The following is a 20784-nucleotide window of genomic DNA, read 5'->3' on the forward strand; positions in this document are numbered from 1 at the left end:
GGCGTCCCCGTCGTTCACGCGACCGGCTGGACGGACCGCGAGGTCCGCCGGCCGGTGGCGAGGTTGAGCAGCAGCGAGGCCGCGGTCAGCGCCACGCCGAACCACACGACGCTGGTCACGCCGACGTTGTCGGCGAACAGCCCGCCGAAGAGCGCGCCGAGCGCGATGGAGGTGTTGTACGCCATCGTGTTGAGCGACATGGCCGCCTCGAAGGTCTCCGGCGCGGCGGCGAGCGTCATGTTGATCTGGGCGAGCTGCACCACCCCGAACGACAGCCCCCAGACGACCAGCGCCACGATCGCCCCCGTGGCGCTGCCGCCGAGCGCGAGCAGCAGCAGCATGGCCGTCACGAGCCCCGCGGCGCCGACGACGAAGCTGCCCCGCAGGCTGCGGCTCACGGTGTGCCCGGCGACGAAGTTGCCGATCGCGCCGGCCACCCCGAACACCATCAGCACCCCGGTCACCAGCAGCGGCGAGGCGCCCGCGTTGGCCTCCAGGAAGGGCCGGACGAAGGTGTAGGCCCCGAAGTGGCCGAGCACGAACAGCACCACCGTGAACAGCACCATGCGCAGCGGCACGTTCCGCAGCGGAAGCCCGAACACCTCGCGGACCGAGACGGCGTTCGCCGACGGCAGCGACGGGATCGCGAAGGCGACCGCCAGGAACACCAGCCCGCTCAGCCCGCTCCAGATGAGGAACGTGGTGCGCCAGTCGGTGAGGCTCTCCAGGAAGGTGCCGAGCGGGATGCCGACCACGGTGGCGACCGAGATACCGGACATCACGATGGCGGCGGCCCGGTTGGCGTGCCGTTCCTCGACCAGCCGCATCGCCATGCTCACGCCGATGGCCCAGAACACGCCGCTGGCGAAGCCCAGCAGGAGCCGCGTCGTCAAGATCACCGTGTAGCTCGGCGCGATGCCGGTCACCAGGTTGCCCACGGCCAGCACCGCCAGCAGAACCGACAACAGCACCCGCCGGTTGACCCGCCGCGACCACGCCACGATGAACGGCACGCCCAGCCCGGCCGACACGCCCTGCAACGTCACCATCAACCCGGCCGCGCCCACGGAGATGCCCAGATCCTCGCTGAGCGGGGTCAGCAGCCCCACCGGCATCAACTCGGTCGTGAGGAAGACGAAAAGGCTGGCCGTGATCGCGGCGACCCCCGCCCACGCCCGGAAGGCGGAGCGCGTCGCCTGCGGAGAAAGAGTTTGCGTCATGCGCCCAGCCTGCCGACTCTCCATCGATGAGTCCAACACATAGTTTTCATCGCGATCGATCGTCTGACACGATTGATCCATGGAGCTTCAACAGCTGCGGTACGTCCTCGCCGTCGCCGAGACCAGCAACTTCACCCGGGCCGCCGAGCGCTGCCGGGTCGTGCAGTCGGCGCTCAGCCACCAGATCGCCGCCCTGGAGCGGGAGCTGGGCGCCCGGCTGTTCGAGCGCACCAGCCGCCGCGTGCGGCTGACCGCGGCCGGGGAGGCGTTCCTGCCCGCGGCCCGCGACTGCCTGGAGGCCGCCGACCGGGTGCGGACCGACGTCGCGGCGGCCAGCGGGGAGATCCGCGGGCGGCTCGCCGTCGGCTCGATCCCCACGGTTTCCGCCGTGGACCTGCCGGTCGTGCTGAAGGAGTTCCGCCGCCGGCACCCGCGGGTGCGCATCACGCTGGTCTCCGCCGGCAGCGAGGACCTGATCGAACGCGTCCGGCGCGGCGAGACGGACGTCGCCTTCCTCGGCCTGCCGACCCGCGCGGAGCCGAAGGCCGTCCAGAGCCGCCCGCTGGCCCGGGGCGAGCTGGTCGCCGTCGTCGCCCCGGACCACCCCCTCGCGGGCGGCGAGAGCGACCTGCGCGGCCTCGCCGACGAGCCGTTCATCGACTTCCGCGCCGGTCACGCCGGGCGCATCCAGTCGGACGTGGCGTTCGCGGCGGCCGGCGTCCACCGCGAGGTCGCCTTCGAGGTCACCTCCGCCGAGTTCATGGTCGACCTGGTCCGGCACGGCCTCGGCGTGGGCCTGCTCCCCGCCGCCTACGCCCCCCGCTTCCCGAACCTCGGCCTCGTCCGCCTCCGCGACGCCCCGGCCCGGGTGGAGCACCTGATCTGGGGCGCCCACCCGTCCGCGGCGGCCACGGCGTTCCTCGGCCTGATCGGCCCGCCGTCCGGCGGCGGGAGCGGGGTCAGCCGCGCAGCAGCGGCTGGCCCGGGAGCTTGACCTTGGTCTTCATCAGGCTGGGCGCGCCGTTGCCGCCGATGTTGACGAAGTAGAGCGCCTTGCCGTCGAAGGCCAGGCTGGCGGGGCTGTCCAGCTTGTCGGCCAGCACCTCCACGCCGCCGCCGGTGCGGACGACGCTGAGGGTGTTGCCCGTGTAGCTCGGCACGTAGAGCTGTCCGCGCACGTCGAAGGCCACGCCGTCGGCGCCGGCCAGCTTGGCGTCCTTGACGTACACGGTCGGCACGCCCGCCTTGCCGCCCTTGCCGTACGGGACGCGGACGATCTGTCCTTCGTCGGACACGGCCACGTAGAACGCGCCCGAACGCCAGGCGATGCCGTTCGCCCCGGTGCCGTCCGAGCCGACGAACAGGGACGACTTCGCCCAGACCGCCGCCTTGCCGTCGGTCACGCGGTAGACGACGCTGTTCGTGGTGTCGGTGACGTAGAGCGCGTGGTCGGGGCCGAAGGCCAGGCCATTGGCGAAGCCGATCGGCAGCGCGGCGTAGAGCTTGGCCTCGCCGTAGGAGGTGATCCGCCAGATGCCGTTGGTGGCGGCCTCACCGGAGTTGAGCGCGGCGTAGACGTTGCCCTGGCGGTCGGTGGCCAGGCCGTTCAGCTTGCCCTCGCCGATGGGCAGGGCGGCCAGCAGGCTGTCGGTGCCGGTGCTGTCGACCTTCCTGATCTCGCCCTTGGTCAGCAGGCCGACGTAGATCGTGCCGTCCGGGGCGACGGTGACGCCCTCGGTGAGGTCGCTGTACGGCTGCACGACGATCGGGCGCAGTGCGGCGGCCTGGGCCGGCGTGGCGACCAGCGTCAGCAGCGCGGCGGTGGAGAGGAAGAGGGGGATGCGCTTCATGGCTGTGATCCTGACGCCGCAAGATCGCCATGACGTCACCGCCACTTCCGCGAATCATCATGTGATCGGCACACCATGCGCGCCGGAGCTCTCCTCGCTCCCCTGATGGTCGGTGAGGTCGCGCAGGCGCCGGATCGGCGAGGCCAGCAGGACCAGCGGCACGCAGACGGCCGCGACGACGAAGATCAACAGGGTCGCCCGCGCGCCGAGCAGCCCGGCGATCACCCCCGCGACCAGCCCGCCGACCGGGATCGCGCCCCAGGAGACGAAGCGGACCGTGGCCATCACCCGGGACAGCAGCTCGGGCGGGCTGGCGAGCTGCCGGTACGTCCGGGTCACCACGCTGAGCACCACGACCCCGGCGGCGAACACCACGTTGCCGACGGCGAACGCGGCGAAGCCCGGCCAGCCGTCGCCGAGCGGGATGACGAGCGCCCCGGCCACCACGACGAAGCCCGCGCCGACCAGCGTACGGGCGGTGCCGAACCGGGCCGTGAGCCGGCTGGTCGCCGCCGCGCCGATCAGCGTGCCGACGCCCTCCACCGCCAGCAGCAGGCCGACGAGGCCGGGCTCGGCGTGCAGCTCGCGTACCAGGTAGAGCGCGTAGAGCGCGTGCTGCGCCCCGCAGACCGTGTTCACCGCGGTGGCGGCCCACATGCACGGACCCATGACCGGGTGACGCGCGACGAACCGCCGGCCTTCGCGGATCATCTCGCGCATCGGCGGGTAGCGGTCGGGGGTCTCGGGACGGCGTTCGGGCAGGGTCCGCAGCAGCAGGGCCGAGACGAGGTAGCTGACGGCGTCCACGAGCAGGGTGGGCACCGCCCCGAGCACCTGGACGACGAGCCCCCCGACCGACGGCCCGCCGAGCTGGGTGGTGGCGTGGGTGCCGGAGGTCAGGCTGTTGCGGGACTGCAACTGCTCCTTGCTCACGATCGACGGCAGGAAGGTCGCGTTGGCGACGTCGAAGAGCACGTTCGCGAAGCTGGTCACCAGGGCCACGATGACCAGCTGGGCGACGGTCAGCTCGTCCAGCCACCAGGCCACCGGGATGGACACGATGGCCGCCGCGCGCGCCAGGTCGGCGGCGATCTGCACCGTCCGCATCGGGAGCCGCTGCACGATCACCCCGGCGGGCAGGCCGATCACGATCCAGGCGACGTAAGCGGCGGCGGCGATCACGCCCATCTCGAACGCGGAGGCGTCGAGCACGGTCAGGGCCGTCAGCGGTAACGCCACCGCGCCGACCGCCGAGCCGACCGCGCTGGTCGTGCCGGCCGTCCACCACCGCCAGAAGACGGCCGCGCCACCTCCGCCGTCGATCCCCATCCCGCACCTCCGCCAAGTAAGTCCCAGAATGGAACGCACTATACTGGAGCCCGTGAAGCGCGCCGATCTCCCCGACTCCGACTGCGGCATCGCGCAGGCCCTCGGCGTGATCGGCGACTGGTGGACGTTCCTGGTCGTACGTGACATCGCGGGCGGCACCACCCGCTTCGACGGCCTGCAGCGCGAGCTCGGCGTCAGCCGCCGGGCCCTGGCCGAACGCCTGGCCAAGCTGGTCGAACACGGCGTGCTCGAACGGCGGCCCTACTCGACCCGCCCGCCGCGCCACGACTACGTGCTGACGGCGAAGGGCGAAGGTCTGCTGCCGGCGCTCATCGCCCTCCAGGACTGGGGCGTGCGGCACGTGATGGGCGACGGCGCCCTGACCGCCACCAGCCAGAACGGCTCCGCCGAGAGCCGTCGCGTGCACGAGCTGGTCGGCCGGAAGATCCCCGGCGTCCTGCTGGAACGCCACGACGGCGAGCTGACCGCGCCCAATGAGCCCGGCGTCTGGACGGTGCTCTACTTCTTCCCCGGCGCGTTCGCCCCGGACGCCCAGGACTACCCGCCCGGCTGGGCCGACATCCCCGGCACGAAGGGCTGCACCCTGGAGGCTCTCACCTACGCGTCACGGTTCGCCGACTTCGAGGCGGCGGGCGCCACGGTCCGCGGCGTGAGCACCCAGCGCCCCGACCAGCTGGCCGCGTTCGTCACGCACGCGAAACTGCCCTTTCCCCTGCTGTCCGACCAGAACGACAGGCTCGCCGCCGGGTTGCTGCTGCCGACCTTCCGGACGGCCGGCGTCGACCGCTTCAAGCGCCTCACCCTGCTGGTCGATCCCGACGCGGTCGTCCGGGCCGTGCAGTTCCCGATCATCGATCCGGCCGGTTCGGTGGACGAGATGCTCGCCCTCGTCCGCGGCCGCTGACCGCCGGCCTACGGCAGGATGGCGCCATGCTGGAGATCGACTTCCTGACCGAACCCGACCGCGCCCGCTGGGAAGTGCTGGCCCGCGGACAGGACGCCTACTTCGACACCGAACGCGACGACGACGCCTACGAACGGACCTGGCGACGCCTGATCGACGACGAGCAGACCCGCGGGATCACCGCCCGCCTGGACGGCGAGATGGTGGGCATCGCGCACTACCTGTTCCACGCCAGCGTCTGGTACGCCGGAAGGTGCTACATGGCGGACCTGTTCGTGGACGCCGCGTTCCGGCGGCGGGGCATCGCGACGGCGGTGATCGAGTGGGTGGCCCGCGACGCCAAGGACCACGGCTACCCCAGCCTCTACTGGAACACCCTCGAAGACGCCCAGGCCCGCGCCCTTTACGACAAGATCGGCAGGTTTCACGAGGGCCTCATCCTCTACACCTACCGCCGCGACACCGCCCGGTAGGGGCCGTCAGCCGCCGCCGTACAGCGTTGTGAGCTGCGCGGCCAGCTTCGTCAGCTCCCGCTGGACGGACTCCGGGCCCTCCACGACGACGAGGTCGCCCCAGCCCGCGAGCTGGCGGGCGATGTCCAGCGCGGTCGGCGCGGTGAGCGTGACGCGCACCCGCTCCCCGTGGGAGATCACCTCGCAGTGGCGGCCGAAGCGGTCGCGCAGGACGCGCAGGTAGCGGGGCTCGATGGTCGCGGTGGCCGTGGTCGTCGCGCGGCGGGCCTCCATCGCGGTGACGACCTCGTCCCAGGCCGTCGCGAGGTCGAAGTCCGCCGGGCGTTCGGCCGGGTCGTCGGTGACCTCGGCGTCGGTGACCCGGTCGACGCGGAAGGTCCGCTGCCCGTCGGGAGTGCCGGCGATCAGGTACCAGGTGTCGTCCTTGTCGACGAGGCCGTACGGCGCGACGACGCGCGCCCGTCCAGAGTAGGTGAGGCGGACCTTCCGGCGCCGGACCACCGCGTCCTCCAGCAGGTTGACGAGCGCGGGCCGGGCGCGGCGGTGCTCGCCCCAGCGGGCCGGATCGACCACCACGGCGTCCGCCGCCGCCTCGGCCTCCTGCCGGAACGTCGAGGGCAGGGCGCGTACGAGCTTGCGCAGCGCCGCCTTGGCCTCGGGCGCGATGGCCGCGGCCGGGCCGAGCAGCAGGAACAGCGCCCTGGCCTCGGAGGCCTTGAGCCCGGACAGGTCGGTGCGGGCGCCGCCGAGCAGGGCCCACCCGCCGCCGCGCCCGGCCTGCGGATAGACGGGGATGCCCGCCGCCGACAGGGCCTCCAGGTCACGGCGCGCCGTGGCGACCGAGACCTCCATCTCGGCGGCGATGTCCGCCGCCGTCACCCGTCCACGCGACTGCATCAGCAGCAGGACGGCCACCAGTCGATCCGCTCTCATGTCTTCGACGATGTCAGAAAAAGTGCTCATTCGATGAGCACTTTGCCTGGCAGCATCGATCTCACAAGCCACCGCAACGAAAGGCGCGAGGACATGCTCCGCGGACTCACCACCATCAGCTTCTACGCCCACGACGTCGCCGCCGCCCGCGACTGGTACGCCGACCTCCTCGGCATCCCCGCCTACTTCCAGCGCCCCGAACAGGGCGACCCCGTCTACGCGGAGTTCCGCGTCGGCGACTACCAGCACGAACTCGGCATCATCGACGCCCGCTTCGCCCCGCAGAGCTGGAGCGCCGAAGACGGCGGCGCCATCGTCTACTGGGCCGTCGACGACCTGGAAGCCACCTGGGAGCGGCTGCTGGAGATGGGCGCCACCCCCTACGACGAGCCCACCGAACGCGGCCCCGGCTTCACCACCGCCTCGGTCCGCGACCCCTTCGGCAACATCCTCGGCATCATGATCAACCACCACTACCTCAACGTCCTCGCGAGCCGGAAGGGCTGACCACGATGACCGACGACGCCCTGCGCCTGGACGACGCCGCCGCCTGGAGGTCCTGGCTCGCCGAGCACCACGAGACGGCCGCCGACGTCTGGCTGCTGATCGCCAAGAAGAACAGCGCCGCGACCACCGTCACCCTCGACGAGGCCCTGGACGAAGCCCTGTGCCACGGCTGGATCGACAGCCACCGCAGGGCCTTCGACGGCGACCACTACCTCCAGCGCTACTCGCCGCGCGCCCGCCGGAGCCCCTGGTCCGCCATCAACGTCGCCAAGGCCGAGGCGCTGACGGCCGCCGGCCGGATGCGCCCGGCGGGCCACGCCGCGATCGAGGCCGCCAAGGCCACCGGCCGCTGGCCCGCCTGACGCCTTCCCGCTCGGCAGGGGCGCTCCGGCCCCTCGTGACGTGCGCCTTTCACGGGGCTCGAAGCCGTGTCAGAACGATGTCAGGGCCGTGTCGGGTCGCCCGGCCACGATTGCCGGCATGGACACAGCAACGCGGCCCCCGGCCGGCTCCCACCCGACAGGCTTCGTCGCGAAGCTCCTCGCGGACCGTCACTCCGTCCCGCTCTCCATCGCACTGCACCTGGTGCCCGGCGCGGCCATCGTGGCCGTGTACGCGTTCGTCGCCGCCCCGCTGGTGCGGGCGATGGGCGCGCCGATCTTCGCGGCCTGGGCCATGGCCCTCGCGATCGTGCTCTTCCCGCTCCAGCTGTTCCTGCTGTGGCTGGGCAGGAAGCAGACCGGCCGCTTCACGATGAAGGGCGTCGTCCGCTACCGCGACAAGCCGCTCACGCGCCGCACGGTCATGTGGCTCGGGGGCGCGTGCCTGGTGTGGATGACCGTCGTCTCGCTCGCGCTGACCCCGCTGGACAACCTCGTCTACGACTGGTTCTTCACCTGGGTCGACTACCAGGGCGCCGGCCCCGACGGAACCACCTACCTCCAGGGCTACCCGCAGGCGGTCGTGCTCACCACGCTGCTCGTCTGCGGGCCGTTCACCGGCTTCACCCTGCCGCTGATCGAGGAGTACTACTTCCGCGGCTTCCTGCTGCCCCGCCTGCCGCAGCTCGGCAAGTGGGCCCCGATCTTCAACACCCTCCTGTTCTCCGTGTACCACTTCTGGGCCCCCTGGACCGTCCTGTCGAAGCTCGTCTTCCTCTACCCCGGCGTCTGGCTGGCCTGGAAGAAGCAGGACATCCGCATCTCGATCACCATGCACCCCGGCACGACGCTCCTGATGACCGTCGTCGGCATCGTCGCCCTCGCCTCCGGCGCCGCCTCGATGTGAGCCGCCCCCTTCCCCGGAACGACGAAGGCCACGACCCCGCACAACGCCGCGGGGCCGTGGCCGGACGATTTTCCCTACCGGATGAGCACGCTGGTGCCGAATATCTCCTGGCCTTCGTTCGGCTGTACCGCCCCGGTCACCGGCCCCTGGCAGCCCGGCCGGAGGAACACGATGGCCACCTCGTCGGTCCGGTTGTAGACGAAGGGGTTCGCGCTGTCGGAGGTGTAGCAGCCGCTGGGGTCGTCGTACTGCGCCCGGTTGATGTAGAGGGTGCCGGTCGCGGCCGAGGCGGGGGTCGCCAGGCTCAGGACGAGTGCGGCGGCGGTGGCGAGGCCGGTCAGGCTGGTCGTGGTACGGAGCATGAGCGCGTTCCTGTCCCTTGAGGTACGGCGCCGTGGCGCCGGCGTCCTCGCCATCATTCACGTATTGCAGTCACACGACTACTGTCCGTGACGACAGTGATCGGTGGCGCTCGACGAGCGGCTACTCGGGACGCAGCAGCTGCTCGCGCCTGGTCAGCAGCCGCGACTGCTCGGCCAGCAACTGGCCGCGCCGCCCCTTCAGCTGCGCCCTGGTCTCGCGCACCCACTGCGCCAGCCGCTGCACCTCGGCCCTGGTCTTCTCGATGCGCTGATGCTTGAGCACGTCGCTGACGATGTTGTCGAAGAAGGCGTCCACGAACCACCGCGTGTCCACCTTGGGCATCACCGGCCGGGACGCGATCCCGGTGTCGGCCAGCTCGCGGGAGAAGACGTCCAGGGCCCGCTGGGCGTGCCAGGCGGCCTTGTCGGCGCTGGTCAGCCTGTCGTGCTCGAAGGCGTCGGCGATCAGGCCGCCGCCGAACACGTCGAAGGTGGAGGCCGTCCTGGCGGAGTCGAGCAGGCGCAGCACGACGGCCAGCGCCTCGTGCGCGCCCTGCCCCGCCTGGTGGGCCTCGTCGCACTCGCGCACCTCGGCGCTCAGCCGGTCGAGCGCGGCGCCGAGGTCGGCCAGCTCCCGCGCCCGCGGATCGCCGCTCCGGACGATCTGCTGCTCCTTCTCGACCAGCAGCCGCGCGTACTCGCGGGAGGCGGGGTCGAGCACGGCCAGCTCGGCGTCGGCCGCCGCCACGTCGGCTTCGAGCTGGGCGAGCCGGGCGCGGTGACCGTCCACGCGTTCCCTGGCCACCACCACCTCGGCGCGCTCGCGTGCCAGCCGCTCCTCCCGGTTGCCCAGCAGGCGGGACAGGACGGCGGACAGGCCGCCCTCCAGCCGGGCGACGTCGCGCTCCTCATCGGCCAGCTCGCACTCCAGGCCCTTCAGGGTGTCGCGGACGTCCGCGATCTGCCGCGCGGCGTTCCCGCGCAGACGCCGGACGTGCTCGGCGCGGTGCATCCTCGCGGACGCCTCGCGCAGCCGTTCGTCAAGTTCCGGGGAGAGGGTCACGCAATGAACGACGAACGGCCCGGACCGGACGTTCCTGGTTGCTGCAAGGCTGCCGCGACACGAAGGTGAAGGTCGAACAGCGGCTCCAGCCGGTTGGCGACCCGATGTGGCTCGTCGGCGGGCCGCCCGCTCATCCCGCGCCTGATCTCCCACTCGTCACATTTGCCGGAAAAGGCGATCCAAAGCGCAGCGAAAGCGGATCCATATCGGCTGTCGTTAGGTTCGTTCCAGTGATCGCCCCAAGCTGATCAGCGCACCGGATGATCGCACTCTTGTCCCACTGGTTCACGGAGATCGAGACGGAATTGCGTCGCGTCTCCCACGACAACGAGAGGAGCATCAATGGAAACGCCGTCGCGTAACGACTCGCCCATGGCCGTGGTCGACATCTCGGACATCATCGTGTTCGAGGACTCGACTTCCACCGCTCAGGGCCGTCAGCTGTGGATGCGGCCCGAGCAGGATGTCGGCCACTGACGGTGAGCCGCGACCGGGATCGGCCCGATCCGGGCCGTTCCCGGCATCTCCTGAACGGAGACGACGTCCCCCAGGACGTCATCCGAATGTAGCGACGGGCGCCTTCCAGGCGTCCTGAGCCGACGGCGCAAGACCTCCTTCCGTCCGTCGCGAGGGAACGGGGTCTTGCGCCCACCGGCCGCAGGAATCTTCCGGAGGTCTGAAACGTGCTGGACGAGGGGAAGTGGCGGGAGCTCTGCGAGCGCAACGCGCCCGGATTCACCGAGCGCGTGCACGTCCCCGGCCTGATCACCAGGCCGGAGGCCCTCACCGACCTGCTGCTGAACGCCGTCGCGGCGGCCACCACCCGGGTGGACGAGGACGACGCGGACCTGCCCACGATGCGGGCCTTCCGCGGGGCCGCCCTCGACTACGACGCCTCGGAGCGGCTGATGTCGGGTGCCTTCTCCCGTGCGCACGACATCCACTCCTGGCTTTTCGAGCAGGGCGGCAAGACCGACATCTGCCTCGCCGCCAACGGCATGGAATCGTGGGACGCGGAATTCGGCGAACTGCTCTACTCGCATTTCGTCGCCCCGCTCGCGGAGGCGGGCGTCCCGCTGACGCGAGGAATCGACTGGTACTGCTTCGTCGCCAGCGCCGGTCCCACTCCTTTCGGGGTGCACACCGACCCCGAGCCCTCCTTCATCTTCAATCTCGGCCCGGCGAGCAAAACGGCCTGGACGTGGTCGCGGTCGAGCCTTTCCGCGCTCGGCAACGGGCGGCCGAGAACGCTCGACGCGGAGCCGCTTCTTCCGGCGGCGGAAAGCGTCCGTCTCGCGCCGGGCGATTTCCTCTTGATTCCCGCGGGGATGTTTCACATCTTCCGCAATGACGGCCCATCGACATTGCTGGGGCTCACGGTCTATCCGGAGGACCCCGCGCAGACCGCGACGGAGGCGCTGCTCCACCAGATGCGCCGCCGCCACGAGCCCGATCCGCTGGACGCCTTCCGCGCCGCCCTCGCGGGCGACGGCGTCGAACGGGCCGCGGAACGCCTGGCGCGACTGCTCCGCTCCAGCGGGTACGGCACGCCGCCGCGTTTCCCCCGCAGAGCCGTCGATCTGGGCCCGCCGTACAAAGTCACCCGCTTACCGATCATCACCACAGGCAGGAGCGTCTTCGCCATGGGGCGGGAACTCACCGTCGACCTGGGCGATCTGGCCGGCCTCCTACAGCCGGGAGCCCTCGTCGGCGAGGACGAGCTCGGCGACGCGGCCGCCACGCCCGAGCTGAGAGCCGCCGTGCGGGCGTTGATCCAGGTAGGCGTCCTTCGGAGCGTTGGGACACCACAATGACACTGTCCTGGGACATCATCGTCGAGGCGCTGGGCGGGGAGACCGTCTGGCGCAAGTCGTTCGGTCACGAACTGCTGAAGGGCCGGGTCTCGCGGGAGCACTCCTGGGAGTCCTCGCTCGGCTGGAGCGTCGTCGACCACCTCATGAAGACGACCACGATCGAGCCGCTGATGATCCGGTTGTCCGCGGACCCGATCGCCTATCCGGGCAGCTACATCAGCACCCGCATCGACGGCGGCGACATCGTGCACCGCAACTGGCGCTACGGCCCGATGATCGAGTACCTGCGGTCGGGCGCGACGCTCATCGCGAACCGGGCCGATCGTCTGCACGTGGGGCCCGCCCGCCTGCGCGAGCAGTTCGAGTACTTCGCCGACGACCCCGCCTGGGTGAACGGCTACGCCTGCTGGACCGAGAAGTCGGCGTTCGGCCGCCACTGCGACGGTCACTCCACGGTGATCTTCCAGGCCGAGGGCAGCAAACGCTGGCGGATCTGGGAGGGCACCGGGCCCGACGCGAAGCTGATCGAGGAGGCGGACATGCACCCCGGCGACGTCTGGCACATCCCGCGCCGCTGGGATCATGAGGCCACCGGCATCGGGCCGAGCCTGCACTGGACGTTCGGCGTGCACCTGTCCACTCCCGAGGACCTGACCAGGACCGCGATGGACGCGTGGACCAACCGCCATGGCGAGCGCAGACCTGACGACGCCGTGGCGCTCGACTCCCTGATGACCTCGCTGTCCACGGACGTGCACCAGGCGCGCGAACTGCGTTCCGCGCAGTCACTCGAACGGCGTGAGGGGCTGTCGCTGCCCTGGTCGGTGCAGAGCGCCTCCTTCGCGGGCACCGGCCTGCGGTGGGCGGCCCGCTTCCCGCCGCTGGTCACGTACAAGGAGGAGACGATCACCATCGAGAGCCTCGGCGTCCGGCTCAACGTCGACGCCAGGCTCGCCCCTTGGGTGAAGGCGTGGTCGGCGGGGCGGGTCGTCAGGCGCGAGGACGTCATGGGCATCCCGCTTGGCGACGACGACCTCGACGCCGGGCTCGACGCGCTGGTCAAGGCCGGGCTGCTCCTGGTCGAACAGGTGGGGTGAAGCGCGCCATGACGAGCGACACACCGGCCGCGACGCCCTGGGCGCTCAACCCGGCGTTCCGGATCGAGGGCGCTGAGCTGGTCAACGACACCGAGGGCGTCCGGCTCGCCCTGACCGAGCCGTTGCGCGAGCTGTGGAACGGCCGTGCCACGCTCCCGGCGGTACGGCTGACGCCGCAGGCCGAGCAGGCGCTGCGCAGGGTCAGGCTGATCGTGCCGATGGGCGCGGCGGCGGCGGCCGGCGGCGGGCTGGCCCGCGTGGCCGTGACCCCGCTCGCCTTGCCCGCCGGCAAGCGCGCGAACGCGGCGGTGTGGGGGGTGATCGGGGCGCCGGTGGACCTGGGAGGTCCGCCGGGGCCCCGGCCCAGGGACGGCGTCCCCGTGATCCGCGCGGCCCTCGCCCGGCGGCTGCGCCTGCTCGGCCAGGACGGGGCGTGGTCGTGGTCGTTGCGCGCCAGGCCCGCCGACGGGCTGCCCGGCGTCGCCGATCACGGCGACCTCCTCGTCGATCCGGCGACGGACACGGGCGTGACGGCGCACGAGCGGCTGCGGGCGCTGGTCGGCGCCGTGGTCGCCCAGGGGCATCGCCCGCTGGTGGTGGGCGGGGACCACTCGGTCAGCTACCCCGCCATCGGCGCCGTCGCCGACGCCCACCCCGGCCTCCGCGTCGTACACGTGGACGCGCATGCCGACCGCAGGCCGCGCGGGGAGCGGGCCACGGCCGACTGCGGGAACTTCGTCAGCTGGGCGCTGGCCGAGCATTCCCGCCTGCGCTGGCTCACCGTGGGCGTCCGCGGGGTGGACCCACAGGTCGACCTGGCCGCCGACGCGCACGAGGAGCGGGTCTCCTACCTCACCGCCGATGAGGCCGCCGAGCCCGGCACGGCCGAGCGGATCGCGCGCTTCTGCGACGGGCGGCCGGTCTACCTCACGGTCGACGTCGACGCCCTCGACCCGGTGCACGCGCCCGACGTGGTCTACCCCTGCTCAGGCGGCTTCGCCCCGGCGACGCTGACGGCGGTGGCCCGTGCGGTGGCGGGCGCCGGGCGGCTGGTCGGGGCCGACTTGGTGGAAGCGTGCCCGTCCCCGACCGGCCGGCACCTGGCGGCCAGGCATCTGGCGGACCTGATGGTGACCGTCCTGCTGGAAGAGGCCCGGCGGGCCCTGTCCGCCCCCCATGACCAGCCGGAACCGTTGACGGACGACCTCCCTGGAGCAGTTGGATGACCGAGGCCAGACCCGTGTCCACCTCGCCTCTGACCTCGCTCCCTTTCCGGGTCCACCTGGCGGGGCAGGCGGTCTCGCGGCTCGGGGACGGTGTCGTCGCGGTCACCTTCGCCTTCGCCGCTCTGGCCGTCGCACCCGACGGGCGGGGCATCCCGATGGTGCTGCTGGCCCTGTGGGTCTCGCGGTTCGTCTTCGTCGCGTACGGGGGCGCCCTGCCCGACCGCATCGGGCGGCTGCCCGTCATGTTCGGCGCGGACCTGGTCCGCCTCGGCGCCCAGCTGTTCCCCGCGCTCACCTTCGCCTTCGGGCAGCCGCAGCTCTGGCATCTCGTGGCCTCGGCCGCGGTGTACGGCGCGGCGACGGCCTTCTTCATGCCCGGCGCCGTCGGGCTCCTGCCTGAGCTGGTCCGGCCGACGCAGTTGCAGAAGGCGAACTCCTGGCTCGGTGTCGCCGGCGACACCGGCAGGCTGGCCGGGCCCTCGCTGGCGGCGCTGCTCGTGGCGTTCGGGGGTGTCCCGCTGGCGCTCTTCTTCGACGCCGCGACCTTCGTCTTCTCCCTGCTCTCGCTGGCCTGGTTGTGGCGGCTGGTGCCGCGCCGCCAGGAGCCGGAGGCCGCGGAGGGCGAGGCGCACGGTCCTCGGGAACGGGTGCGCTTCCTCGACGCGATGCGCATCATGCCGCGCGTTCCGTACGTTCTGGGGGCGATCCTCATCTGGGTGCCGGCCCAGATCGGTCTGGCGTCGGTGAGCGTGCTCGGGCCGATCGCCGTGCGGGACACCCTCGGGAGCATCGAGGAGTGGGGCGTCCTCGTGACCTTCCTCGCGGCGGGTGGGCTGCTGGGAGCGCTGGTGAGCGGCATGGTGCGGGTCGCGTGGCGCGGTGTGCTCGTCGTCGTCCTGCTGGCGGTGTCGATGCCGGTCCAGCTGATCGCGCTGGCGTACGGGCAGGACCTGGTGGTGATCGCGGCGGCCCTGTTCCTGACGAGCCTCACCGCCGGGGTCGCGGGCATCGTCTTCGACACGCTGGTACAGCTCTCCGTCCCGGCCTCGATGCTCTCGCGGGTGGGCTCGTTCGAGACCACGATGACCACGGCGATGGTGCCACTGGGCTTCGCGATCGCGTTGCCGCTGGCGAACCTCGTGGGGCGGACGGCGTACCTGGCCGGGCTGGCGGCCGTCATCGTGGTCACGTCCGGGGCGGTGCTCCTCTGGGCGGTCGCGCGATCGGGCGTGCGCGACCGGTTCGTCGAGGAGTCCGCGGGCGACCTGGCGGGCCGCGATGCCTGACGGGACACGCGGGCTGGCCGTGCTCGGCTGGCCGGACGGGGCCGTGTGGCCGCGCGACGAGCACGTGCCCGCGCGGATCGCCGCCGTGCACGGGAGCCTCGCCGAGGCGTGCGCCGTCGCCCCCGGCGAGGCGGCCGGCTGGGTCCGTCACACAGGCGTCAAGCTCGCAGGCACGCTCGATGTCACCCCCGTCGCCGGCGACTGGATCACGATGCGGGGCGTCGAGGTCATGGAGGTGCTGCCGCGCCGCACCGCGCTGTCGCGCCCCAGCCCGGGCGGGCGGGGCCGGCAGGTCCTCGCCGCGAACCTCGACACCGTCGTGGTGACGGTGCCGGTCGATCGCGGGCTGAATCAGAAGATGGCCGAGCGGCTGACCGTCATGGCCTGGGACAGCGGGGCCGTTCCGGTCCTGGCCCTCACCAAGTGCGACGCCTGCCGGGACGTGCCGGGGACCGTCGAGCAGACGGCCTCCCTGGTGCCGGGGGTCGAGGTCGTGGCCACCAGCGCGGTCACCGGCGAGGGCGTCGCACGGCTGCGCGAACTCATGGGCCCGGGGACGACCTCGACGCTGCTCGGCGCGAGCGGCGTGGGCAAGACGTCGCTGCTGAACGTCCTCGGCGGCCACCGCGAACGGGTCGCCGCCGTCGGGCGCGACGGAGAAGGCCGCCACACCACGACGACGCGTCGGCTGCACTTCGTGACGGGCGGCGGCGTCCTGATCGACCTGCCCGGCATCCGGGCGCTGACCCTGTCGGCGCGTCAGGAGGCGATCACCGACGTCTTCACCGAGATCGCCGAGCTGGCCGGAAAGTGCCGGTTCGCCGACTGCGGTCACGAGCACGAGCCCGGCTGCGCCGTACGGCAGGCGGTCGAGACCGGGCAGTTGCCGCGACGCCGCCTGGACGCGTGGGACGCCATCCAGCGGCAGCTCGCGCACGAAGAGCGCAAGCACGATCCGATCGCGCGGGCGGCCGAGAAGGCGAAGTGGAAGGCAGTGTCCAAGGGAATCAGGAGGCGTCAGCGTGGCTGAGACACTCACCCGTCCCCTCACGGAGCGCGCGGTGGCCGGAGGGCGGGAACCGCTGATCATCAGGCGGGCGGCGCTGGACTGGCCGCTGGCGCGGACGGTCCGCGACGGCGGCCTTCTCGCCCGCTTCGGTGACCAGGAGGTGGGCGCCACGCGCACCGGCGAGCGACGGACGATGACTCTCGCCGAGGCGCTCGCGCTGAACAGCGGCGAGTTCGACCCGTGGTATCTGTGCTGGAACGTCCACGACCGCCGCGACGAGCTGGTCGGCGAGCTGCCCGAGGCGTTCGCCTCGTGGTTCGACTGGCTGCCGGAACCGGTGCGCCCCGCCTGGACGTGGATCTTCGTCGGCCCCTCGGGGACCGGCACACCGCTGCATCTGGACACGATGGGCAGCTCGGCCTGGAACGCGCTGCTGAGCGGCGCGAAGGAGTGGCGCGTCATGTCGCCGCGCCGTTCCGTGCGAGCCGGCCTGCTGAGCCAGGCCGTGGCGGAGACGCTGCCCGACGTCGGCGACGTCGAGTACACCTGCACCCAGCATCCCGGTGACCTGCTGTTCGTCCCCGGAGGGTGGGCGCACGAGGTCATGAACACCGGAGACACCGTCTCCATCACAGGAAACTTCGTCAACGCCTCGAACATCGGCACGGTCGAGGCCGCGCTGACCCGTTCCGGCGACGACACCTGGCGCGAGATCACCAGACGGGTACGGCAGGCCGCCACGCGGCTGCGGGAGGAGCAGGGATGAGTGACGTGACGACCGCGGTCGGGCGGCGCTACGCCGTGATCGACGACGCGTTGCCCCTGGAAGCCTTCGACGCCTGGGCGAAGGCGGAGCGGGCGGTCACCTACCGGCCCACGTTCAGCTCGATCGACCCGGTCTTCGACGGGGTGGCGTTCCACGCCGACGCCTCGTTCGCGTCGGTGCCGGTCGGCGACGAGCACGGCGCGGCGATGCGGTCGGCCGTCAGGAAGGGGCTCGAAGCCTTGGGCCTCGATCTCGCCGACGGCGAGCATTTCAGATTCTGGCGCTACGGCCGTGGCAGCGGCCTGGGCTGGCACGACGACGGGCGTGGACGCGGAGCGGCGTTCACGTTGTACCTCTCGGGCGAGTGGCGGGCGACGTGGGGCGGCGAGCTGGAGCTGTTCGACTGCCCGGTGGACGATGTGCCGTGCGTGCATTTCGACGTGGCCAGGGACCTGATGGACGCGCCGCTTCCCGCCACGGCGATCGCGCCGCGACCGAACCGGCTCGTGGTGATGGCGGCCGGGACGTTCCACCGGGTCAGGCCGGTGGAGGCGGGCGCGGGCGACCACCTCAGGCGCTCGATCACCGGCTTTCTGGCTCCCAAGGATCAGTACAGACCCTCGAAGCCCCTTCCGAGCAGCCAGAGAGCCGGAACCCCACCGGCTTGACCTTGACGCGACGTCAAACTGTTCAATGAGGGCATGCGGATCGGCGAGTTGGCCGCGCTGGTCGGGGTTTCCACCCGTACCGTGCGCTACTACCACCACCTGGGAATCCTGCCCGAGCCTGAACGGCTTCCCAACGGCTACCGGGAGTACCGGCTGCGCGACGCCGTACGGCTGGCGCGGGTGCGGCATCTGGCCGGGCTCGGGTTGTCGCTGGAGGAGTTGCGGGACGCGCTGGCCGACGACCGGGGCGTGGACTTCCGGGAGGCGTTGCAGGAGCTGGACGCCGACCTGGCCAGGCAGCAGGAGGCCATCGCGGCGCGGCGGGCCCGGCTGGCGGCGTTGCTCGCGCAACCCGGTCTGAGCCCGGAGTCGATGATGTCCCCCGACGCGGCGGCCGTGCTGCGTGACCTGGGCGGCGGCGGGTCGGCCTTCGGGGCGTTCGACCACGAGCTGCTGACCCTGGCCACCATGTTGTCCGACGAGGAGGGCCAGGCGGGCCTGGCCGAGCTGATGCGCCCGATGACCGAGCCGGGCGCGCTCGCCGCCGGGCACGAGCTGTACCGGCGGCTCGACGAGCTGGCGGACGCGCAGGCCGGGGACGAGCGGATCGGGCCGCTCGCCGCGGACATGGCCGCCCACATACCGGACGAGCTGGCCGGGATGGTGCCCTCCGGCCCGGGGGCCGACCTGTCCTGGATGGAGACGATGCTCGGGGAGTTGTCGCCCGCGCAGGCGGAGGTGCTCCGGCTGCTGTTCACGGAACTCACGGAGACCGGATCGAAGGAGGGGGCGGGATGATGGGCGTGGTGCGCGCGGTCCTCAGGTTCGAGCTGGCGGGGCTGACCAGCGTGGCCCTGTGGGCGGCCCGGCGGCGGCACGGCGTCCCGGCGGGGGCGATCGCCGTGTCGTACGCCAAGGAGCAGGCGTTCACCCTGGGCCTGTTCATGTTCGCGATGGTCGTCGAGACGGCGGTCGTGGACCTGCTGCTGGTGGTGAACGACGTGCCGGCGGCGATCCGCGTGCCGGTGCTGGTCGGCGACCTGTACAGCCTGCTGTTCGTGGTCTTCATGGCCGCCGCCTCCGTCACCAGGCCGCACGTGGTCACCGAGGACGAGCTGCGCGTCCGGTACGCCGCCTACTTCGACCTGCGCGTGCCGCGCGACCTCATCGCCTCCGTCCGGACCGTCCAGAACTACAACGAGGCGGGGCTGATCGGCGTGGACGGCGGCCGGCTGGGTGTCGCGGTCGCGTCCAGGACGAACGTGACGGTGGAGCTGACCGGGCCGGTCGTCGCGGTGCGGCCGCTCGGCGGGCGGGCCGAGGTCACCTCGATCCGCTTCTTCGCCGACGACCCCGCCGCCGCGGTCGCCGCCCTGCGCTCCCCGAGCCGTGCACGCTGAGGGATCCCGGGCGGGCGGCGCCCCGCCCGGAATCGTCTGCTCAGCGTGCCGACTGCGAAGTGAGCGCGGTCTTCGCGGCGGCCGCGGTCCGCGGCGGGATGCCGTTCAGGTTGAAGGCGAACCTGGCCGTGGAGTCGGCCACCGCGTCGGCGTCCACGTCCAGCGCGGTCGCGTTGATGTTGGCGATCGTGTCGCACGCCTGGTGGTAGCAGGAGTCGTAGGGCTGGCCCGCGACGCCGCCGAACAGCGCGGCCTCCTCCGCCGTCTTGATGCCCTCGGCGCCGGTGAAGATGCCGCCCGCGGGGATGCCGACCGCGATGAACGGCCCGTAGTCGGAGCGTCCGTCGAAGTCGGTGCCCACGGTGGGCAGGTGGCGGGAGGCGTAGAAGTCGGCGAGCTGCCGCTCGATCTGCGCCGATCCGGGCGGACCGGCCGGCGAGCCCTGGCCGTCGGAGTCGTCGCCGTCGTACAGCTTGTACGCGTAGTTGGGCGAGGCGACCATGTCGAAGTTCAGGTAGACCCTGATCCGGTCGCGCTGGGCCTGGGACAGCTTCTCGACGTACTGGTCGGAACCGAGCAGGCCGATCTCCTCGGCGGCCCAGAACGCGAAGCGCACCTTGTTCTTGACCGGGAAGAGCGCCATCTCCTCGGCCACTTCGAGGATGGTCGCGCTGCCCGAGCCGTTGTCGTTGATGCCGGGGCCGACGGTCACGCTGTCGAGGTGCCCGCCGACCATGACGACGTTGCGCGGGTCGCCGAACCGGGACTCGGCGATCACGTTGTCGTTGGTGCCCAGGACGAGGTTGGCGTCGACCTTGAGCCGCACGGTCGGCGAGCCGGCGGCCAGCTCGTTGCCGACGGCGAAGTCGGCGAAGACCATGGGCACGTTGGCCCGCCACTCGCCGATGTCCAGCGGGAACGCGTCGGTCCGGCCCGGCTGGCCCTCGTTGAACACGATGATCCCGGACGCGCCGGCCCGGCCCGCGTTGCGGATCTTCTGGGCGAACGCGCAGGTGCCGCGCTGGATGAGCGCGATGCGCCCGGCGACGAACCCGGCGAAGTCCGACTCCTCGCAGCCGCTGGTCGAGGTGGGCGTCGGGGTCGGGGGCAGGGTCAGGTCCACGCCCTGGACCTGCGCGGTCACGTCCCCGGCGGGTGACGGCTGGAAGGAGTAGAAGTCCTCGTTCGGCACGTACGACTTGGCGTCCGGCGCGGTCCGGTTGAGCGTGGGCGGACTGTTCTCGGTCCAGCTCTCGACGAAGTTGATCGGCTGGAACGTGACCTTGTAACCGGCCTTGCGCAGCTTGCCCGCCACGTAGTCGCGGGAGGCGTTGTAGCCGGGCGTGCCGGCGGCGCGGGTGCCGCCGTTGGCGTTGGCGATGGATTGGAGTGCTTCCAGGTGCTTCTTCACGTTCTCGCCCTTGACCTGCTTCACCAGCAGCTTGGCGAAGACGTCGTCGAGCGGGCCCGCGCTCGCCGGGACCGCCATGGCGACGGGTAAGGCGAGAGCGGCGACCAAAGCGATGATGATTCTGCGCATGCAGGCTCCCCTAGGAGTGAGATGCGGAG

General features: G+C 71.8%; 22 protein-coding genes. 15 read left to right on the forward strand and 7 right to left on the reverse strand.

Annotation, left to right across the window (positions count from 1 at the left end; all coding sequences use genetic code 11):
* Positions 1-14: 14 nt before the first annotated feature.
* The gene (locus ACIBK9_RS00845; protein ID WP_397154131.1) at positions 15-1220 is read right to left on the reverse strand and encodes an MFS transporter; all 1206 of its coding nucleotides are present in this window, start codon (positions 1218-1220) and stop codon (positions 15-17) included.
* Positions 1221-1299: 79 nt separating this feature from the next.
* On the opposite strand from ACIBK9_RS00845, the gene ACIBK9_RS00850 reads away from it, so the two are divergent.
* Positions 1300-2214, forward strand: coding sequence for a LysR substrate-binding domain-containing protein (locus tag ACIBK9_RS00850; RefSeq protein WP_397154133.1), 915 nt, complete (start codon positions 1300-1302; stop codon positions 2212-2214).
* Here the strand turns inward: ACIBK9_RS00850 and ACIBK9_RS00855 are convergent.
* Positions 2180-3070: an SMP-30/gluconolactonase/LRE family protein gene (locus tag ACIBK9_RS00855; protein ID WP_397154135.1), complete on the reverse strand. Its 891-nt coding sequence runs from the start codon at positions 3068-3070 to the stop codon at positions 2180-2182. The genes ACIBK9_RS00850 and ACIBK9_RS00855 overlap by 35 nt on opposite strands.
* Before the next feature lie 57 nt (positions 3071-3127).
* Positions 3128-4399, reverse strand: coding sequence for an MFS transporter (locus ACIBK9_RS00860; RefSeq protein ID WP_397154137.1), 1272 nt, complete (start codon positions 4397-4399; stop codon positions 3128-3130).
* Between the two features lie 52 nt (positions 4400-4451).
* Between ACIBK9_RS00860 and ACIBK9_RS00865 the strand changes: the two genes are divergently transcribed.
* Together ACIBK9_RS00865 and ACIBK9_RS00870 are read left to right on the forward strand one after the other, a co-directional pair.
* Entirely contained in the window at positions 4452-5324 is an 873-nt protein-coding gene (locus ACIBK9_RS00865; RefSeq protein ID WP_397154139.1) for a winged helix-turn-helix transcriptional regulator, read from the forward strand.
* A 26-nt stretch (positions 5325-5350) separates the two neighbouring features.
* A complete protein-coding gene (locus tag ACIBK9_RS00870; RefSeq protein WP_397154141.1) occupies positions 5351-5797 on the forward strand; it encodes a GNAT family N-acetyltransferase in 447 nt (148 codons plus the stop codon).
* A gap of 6 nt (positions 5798-5803) precedes the next feature.
* Here the strand turns inward: ACIBK9_RS00870 and ACIBK9_RS00875 are convergent, their stop codons facing one another.
* Positions 5804-6730: a helix-turn-helix transcriptional regulator gene (locus tag ACIBK9_RS00875; RefSeq protein WP_397154143.1), complete on the reverse strand. Its 927-nt coding sequence runs from the start codon at positions 6728-6730 to the stop codon at positions 5804-5806.
* 93 nt (positions 6731-6823) lie between these two features.
* Between ACIBK9_RS00875 and ACIBK9_RS00880 the strand changes: the two genes are divergently transcribed.
* The 3 genes from ACIBK9_RS00880 (at position 6824) to ACIBK9_RS00890 (ending at position 8524) form a co-directional block, all read left to right on the forward strand.
* Positions 6824-7237, forward strand: a complete 414-nt coding sequence (locus ACIBK9_RS00880) for a VOC family protein (protein WP_397154145.1) — start codon at positions 6824-6826, stop codon at positions 7235-7237.
* Positions 7238-7242: 5 nt separating this feature from the next.
* Entirely contained in the window at positions 7243-7599 is a 357-nt protein-coding gene (locus ACIBK9_RS00885) for a YdeI family protein (RefSeq protein ID WP_397154147.1), read from the forward strand.
* A 118-nt stretch (positions 7600-7717) separates the two neighbouring features.
* Positions 7718-8524, forward strand: coding sequence for a type II CAAX prenyl endopeptidase Rce1 family protein (locus ACIBK9_RS00890; RefSeq protein WP_397154149.1), 807 nt, complete (start codon positions 7718-7720; stop codon positions 8522-8524).
* 74 nt (positions 8525-8598) lie between these two features.
* Here ACIBK9_RS00890 and ACIBK9_RS00895 read toward each other — a convergent pair whose 3' ends face one another.
* Both ACIBK9_RS00895 and ACIBK9_RS00900 read right to left on the reverse strand, forming a co-directional pair.
* On the reverse strand, positions 8599-8886 hold the full coding sequence (locus tag ACIBK9_RS00895) for a hypothetical protein (protein WP_397154151.1): 288 nt from the start codon (positions 8884-8886) through the stop codon (positions 8599-8601).
* Positions 8887-9007: 121 nt separating this feature from the next.
* Entirely contained in the window at positions 9008-9949 is a 942-nt protein-coding gene (locus tag ACIBK9_RS00900; RefSeq protein WP_397154153.1) for a hypothetical protein, read from the reverse strand.
* A gap of 683 nt (positions 9950-10632) precedes the next feature.
* Here ACIBK9_RS00900 and ACIBK9_RS00905 point away from each other — a divergent pair.
* From ACIBK9_RS00905 to ACIBK9_RS00945, 9 genes are read left to right on the forward strand one after another with little or no spacing between them, the layout of a single operon-like run.
* Positions 10633-11763, forward strand: coding sequence for a hypothetical protein (locus ACIBK9_RS00905; RefSeq protein WP_397154155.1), 1131 nt, complete (start codon positions 10633-10635; stop codon positions 11761-11763).
* A complete protein-coding gene (locus ACIBK9_RS00910; protein ID WP_397154157.1) occupies positions 11760-12860 on the forward strand; it encodes a JmjC domain-containing protein in 1101 nt (366 codons plus the stop codon). Before ACIBK9_RS00905 ends, ACIBK9_RS00910 begins: the two co-directional genes overlap by 4 nt.
* 8 nt (positions 12861-12868) lie before the next feature.
* A complete protein-coding gene (locus ACIBK9_RS00915) occupies positions 12869-14086 on the forward strand; it encodes an arginase family protein (protein WP_397154159.1) in 1218 nt (405 codons plus the stop codon).
* The gene (locus tag ACIBK9_RS00920; RefSeq protein ID WP_397154161.1) at positions 14083-15372 is read left to right on the forward strand and encodes an MFS transporter; all 1290 of its coding nucleotides are present in this window, start codon (positions 14083-14085) and stop codon (positions 15370-15372) included. Before ACIBK9_RS00915 ends, ACIBK9_RS00920 begins: the two co-directional genes overlap by 4 nt.
* Entirely contained in the window at positions 15365-16402 is a 1038-nt protein-coding gene (rsgA, locus tag ACIBK9_RS00925) for a ribosome small subunit-dependent GTPase A (protein ID WP_397154163.1), read from the forward strand. Before ACIBK9_RS00920 ends, rsgA begins: the two co-directional genes overlap by 8 nt.
* The gene (locus ACIBK9_RS00930; protein ID WP_397154166.1) at positions 16395-17147 is read left to right on the forward strand and encodes a JmjC domain-containing protein; all 753 of its coding nucleotides are present in this window, start codon (positions 16395-16397) and stop codon (positions 17145-17147) included. The genes rsgA and ACIBK9_RS00930 overlap by 8 nt, the downstream gene beginning before the upstream one ends.
* Positions 17144-17815: a 2OG-Fe(II) oxygenase gene (locus ACIBK9_RS00935; RefSeq protein WP_397154168.1), complete on the forward strand. Its 672-nt coding sequence runs from the start codon at positions 17144-17146 to the stop codon at positions 17813-17815. Before ACIBK9_RS00930 ends, ACIBK9_RS00935 begins: the two co-directional genes overlap by 4 nt.
* Before the next feature lie 33 nt (positions 17816-17848).
* Positions 17849-18613 carry a MerR family transcriptional regulator gene (locus ACIBK9_RS00940; RefSeq protein WP_397154170.1) on the forward strand — a complete coding sequence of 255 codons (765 nt, stop codon included), beginning with the start codon at positions 17849-17851 and terminating at the stop codon, positions 18611-18613.
* Complete coding sequence (locus ACIBK9_RS00945) at positions 18610-19215, forward strand: hypothetical protein (protein WP_397154172.1); 606 nt, start codon at positions 18610-18612, stop codon at positions 19213-19215. Before ACIBK9_RS00940 ends, ACIBK9_RS00945 begins: the two co-directional genes overlap by 4 nt.
* Positions 19216-19255: 40 nt before the next feature.
* Here ACIBK9_RS00945 and ACIBK9_RS00950 read toward each other — a convergent pair whose 3' ends face one another.
* Complete coding sequence (locus ACIBK9_RS00950; protein ID WP_397154174.1) at positions 19256-20755, reverse strand: M28 family metallopeptidase; 1500 nt, start codon at positions 20753-20755, stop codon at positions 19256-19258.
* Positions 20756-20784 lie beyond the last annotated feature (29 nt).

This window comes from Nonomuraea sp. NPDC050227 (assembly GCF_044459705.1).
Classification (GTDB): domain Bacteria; phylum Actinomycetota; class Actinomycetes; order Streptosporangiales; family Streptosporangiaceae; genus Nonomuraea.

What these genes read in the sequence shown, in the direction of transcription:
- ACIBK9_RS00845 (WP_397154131.1), bottom strand. Translation starts at nt 1,220, where the DNA reads ATGACGCAAACTCTTTCTCCGCAGGCGACGCGCTCCGCCTTCCGGGCG.
- ACIBK9_RS00850 (WP_397154133.1), top strand. Translation starts at nt 1,300, where the DNA reads ATGGAGCTTCAACAGCTGCGGTACGTCCTCGCCGTCGCCGAGACCAGC.
- ACIBK9_RS00855 (WP_397154135.1), bottom strand. Translation starts at nt 3,070, where the DNA reads ATGAAGCGCATCCCCCTCTTCCTCTCCACCGCCGCGCTGCTGACGCTG.
- ACIBK9_RS00860 (WP_397154137.1), bottom strand. Translation starts at nt 4,399, where the DNA reads ATGGGGATCGACGGCGGAGGTGGCGCGGCCGTCTTCTGGCGGTGGTGG.
- ACIBK9_RS00870 (WP_397154141.1), top strand. Translation starts at nt 5,351, where the DNA reads ATGCTGGAGATCGACTTCCTGACCGAACCCGACCGCGCCCGCTGGGAA.
- ACIBK9_RS00875 (WP_397154143.1), bottom strand. Translation starts at nt 6,730, where the DNA reads ATGAGAGCGGATCGACTGGTGGCCGTCCTGCTGCTGATGCAGTCGCGT.
- ACIBK9_RS00880 (WP_397154145.1), top strand. Translation starts at nt 6,824, where the DNA reads ATGCTCCGCGGACTCACCACCATCAGCTTCTACGCCCACGACGTCGCC.
- ACIBK9_RS00885 (WP_397154147.1), top strand. Translation starts at nt 7,243, where the DNA reads ATGACCGACGACGCCCTGCGCCTGGACGACGCCGCCGCCTGGAGGTCC.
- ACIBK9_RS00890 (WP_397154149.1), top strand. Translation starts at nt 7,718, where the DNA reads ATGGACACAGCAACGCGGCCCCCGGCCGGCTCCCACCCGACAGGCTTC.
- ACIBK9_RS00895 (WP_397154151.1), bottom strand. Translation starts at nt 8,886, where the DNA reads ATGCTCCGTACCACGACCAGCCTGACCGGCCTCGCCACCGCCGCCGCA.
- ACIBK9_RS00910 (WP_397154157.1), top strand. Translation starts at nt 11,760, where the DNA reads ATGACACTGTCCTGGGACATCATCGTCGAGGCGCTGGGCGGGGAGACC.
- ACIBK9_RS00915 (WP_397154159.1), top strand. Translation starts at nt 12,869, where the DNA reads ATGACGAGCGACACACCGGCCGCGACGCCCTGGGCGCTCAACCCGGCG.
- ACIBK9_RS00920 (WP_397154161.1), top strand. Translation starts at nt 14,083, where the DNA reads ATGACCGAGGCCAGACCCGTGTCCACCTCGCCTCTGACCTCGCTCCCT.
- rsgA (WP_397154163.1), top strand. Translation starts at nt 15,365, where the DNA reads ATGCCTGACGGGACACGCGGGCTGGCCGTGCTCGGCTGGCCGGACGGG.
- ACIBK9_RS00935 (WP_397154168.1), top strand. Translation starts at nt 17,144, where the DNA reads ATGAGTGACGTGACGACCGCGGTCGGGCGGCGCTACGCCGTGATCGAC.
- ACIBK9_RS00940 (WP_397154170.1), top strand. Translation starts at nt 17,849, where the DNA reads ATGCGGATCGGCGAGTTGGCCGCGCTGGTCGGGGTTTCCACCCGTACC.
- ACIBK9_RS00945 (WP_397154172.1), top strand. Translation starts at nt 18,610, where the DNA reads ATGATGGGCGTGGTGCGCGCGGTCCTCAGGTTCGAGCTGGCGGGGCTG.
- ACIBK9_RS00950 (WP_397154174.1), bottom strand. Translation starts at nt 20,755, where the DNA reads ATGCGCAGAATCATCATCGCTTTGGTCGCCGCTCTCGCCTTACCCGTC.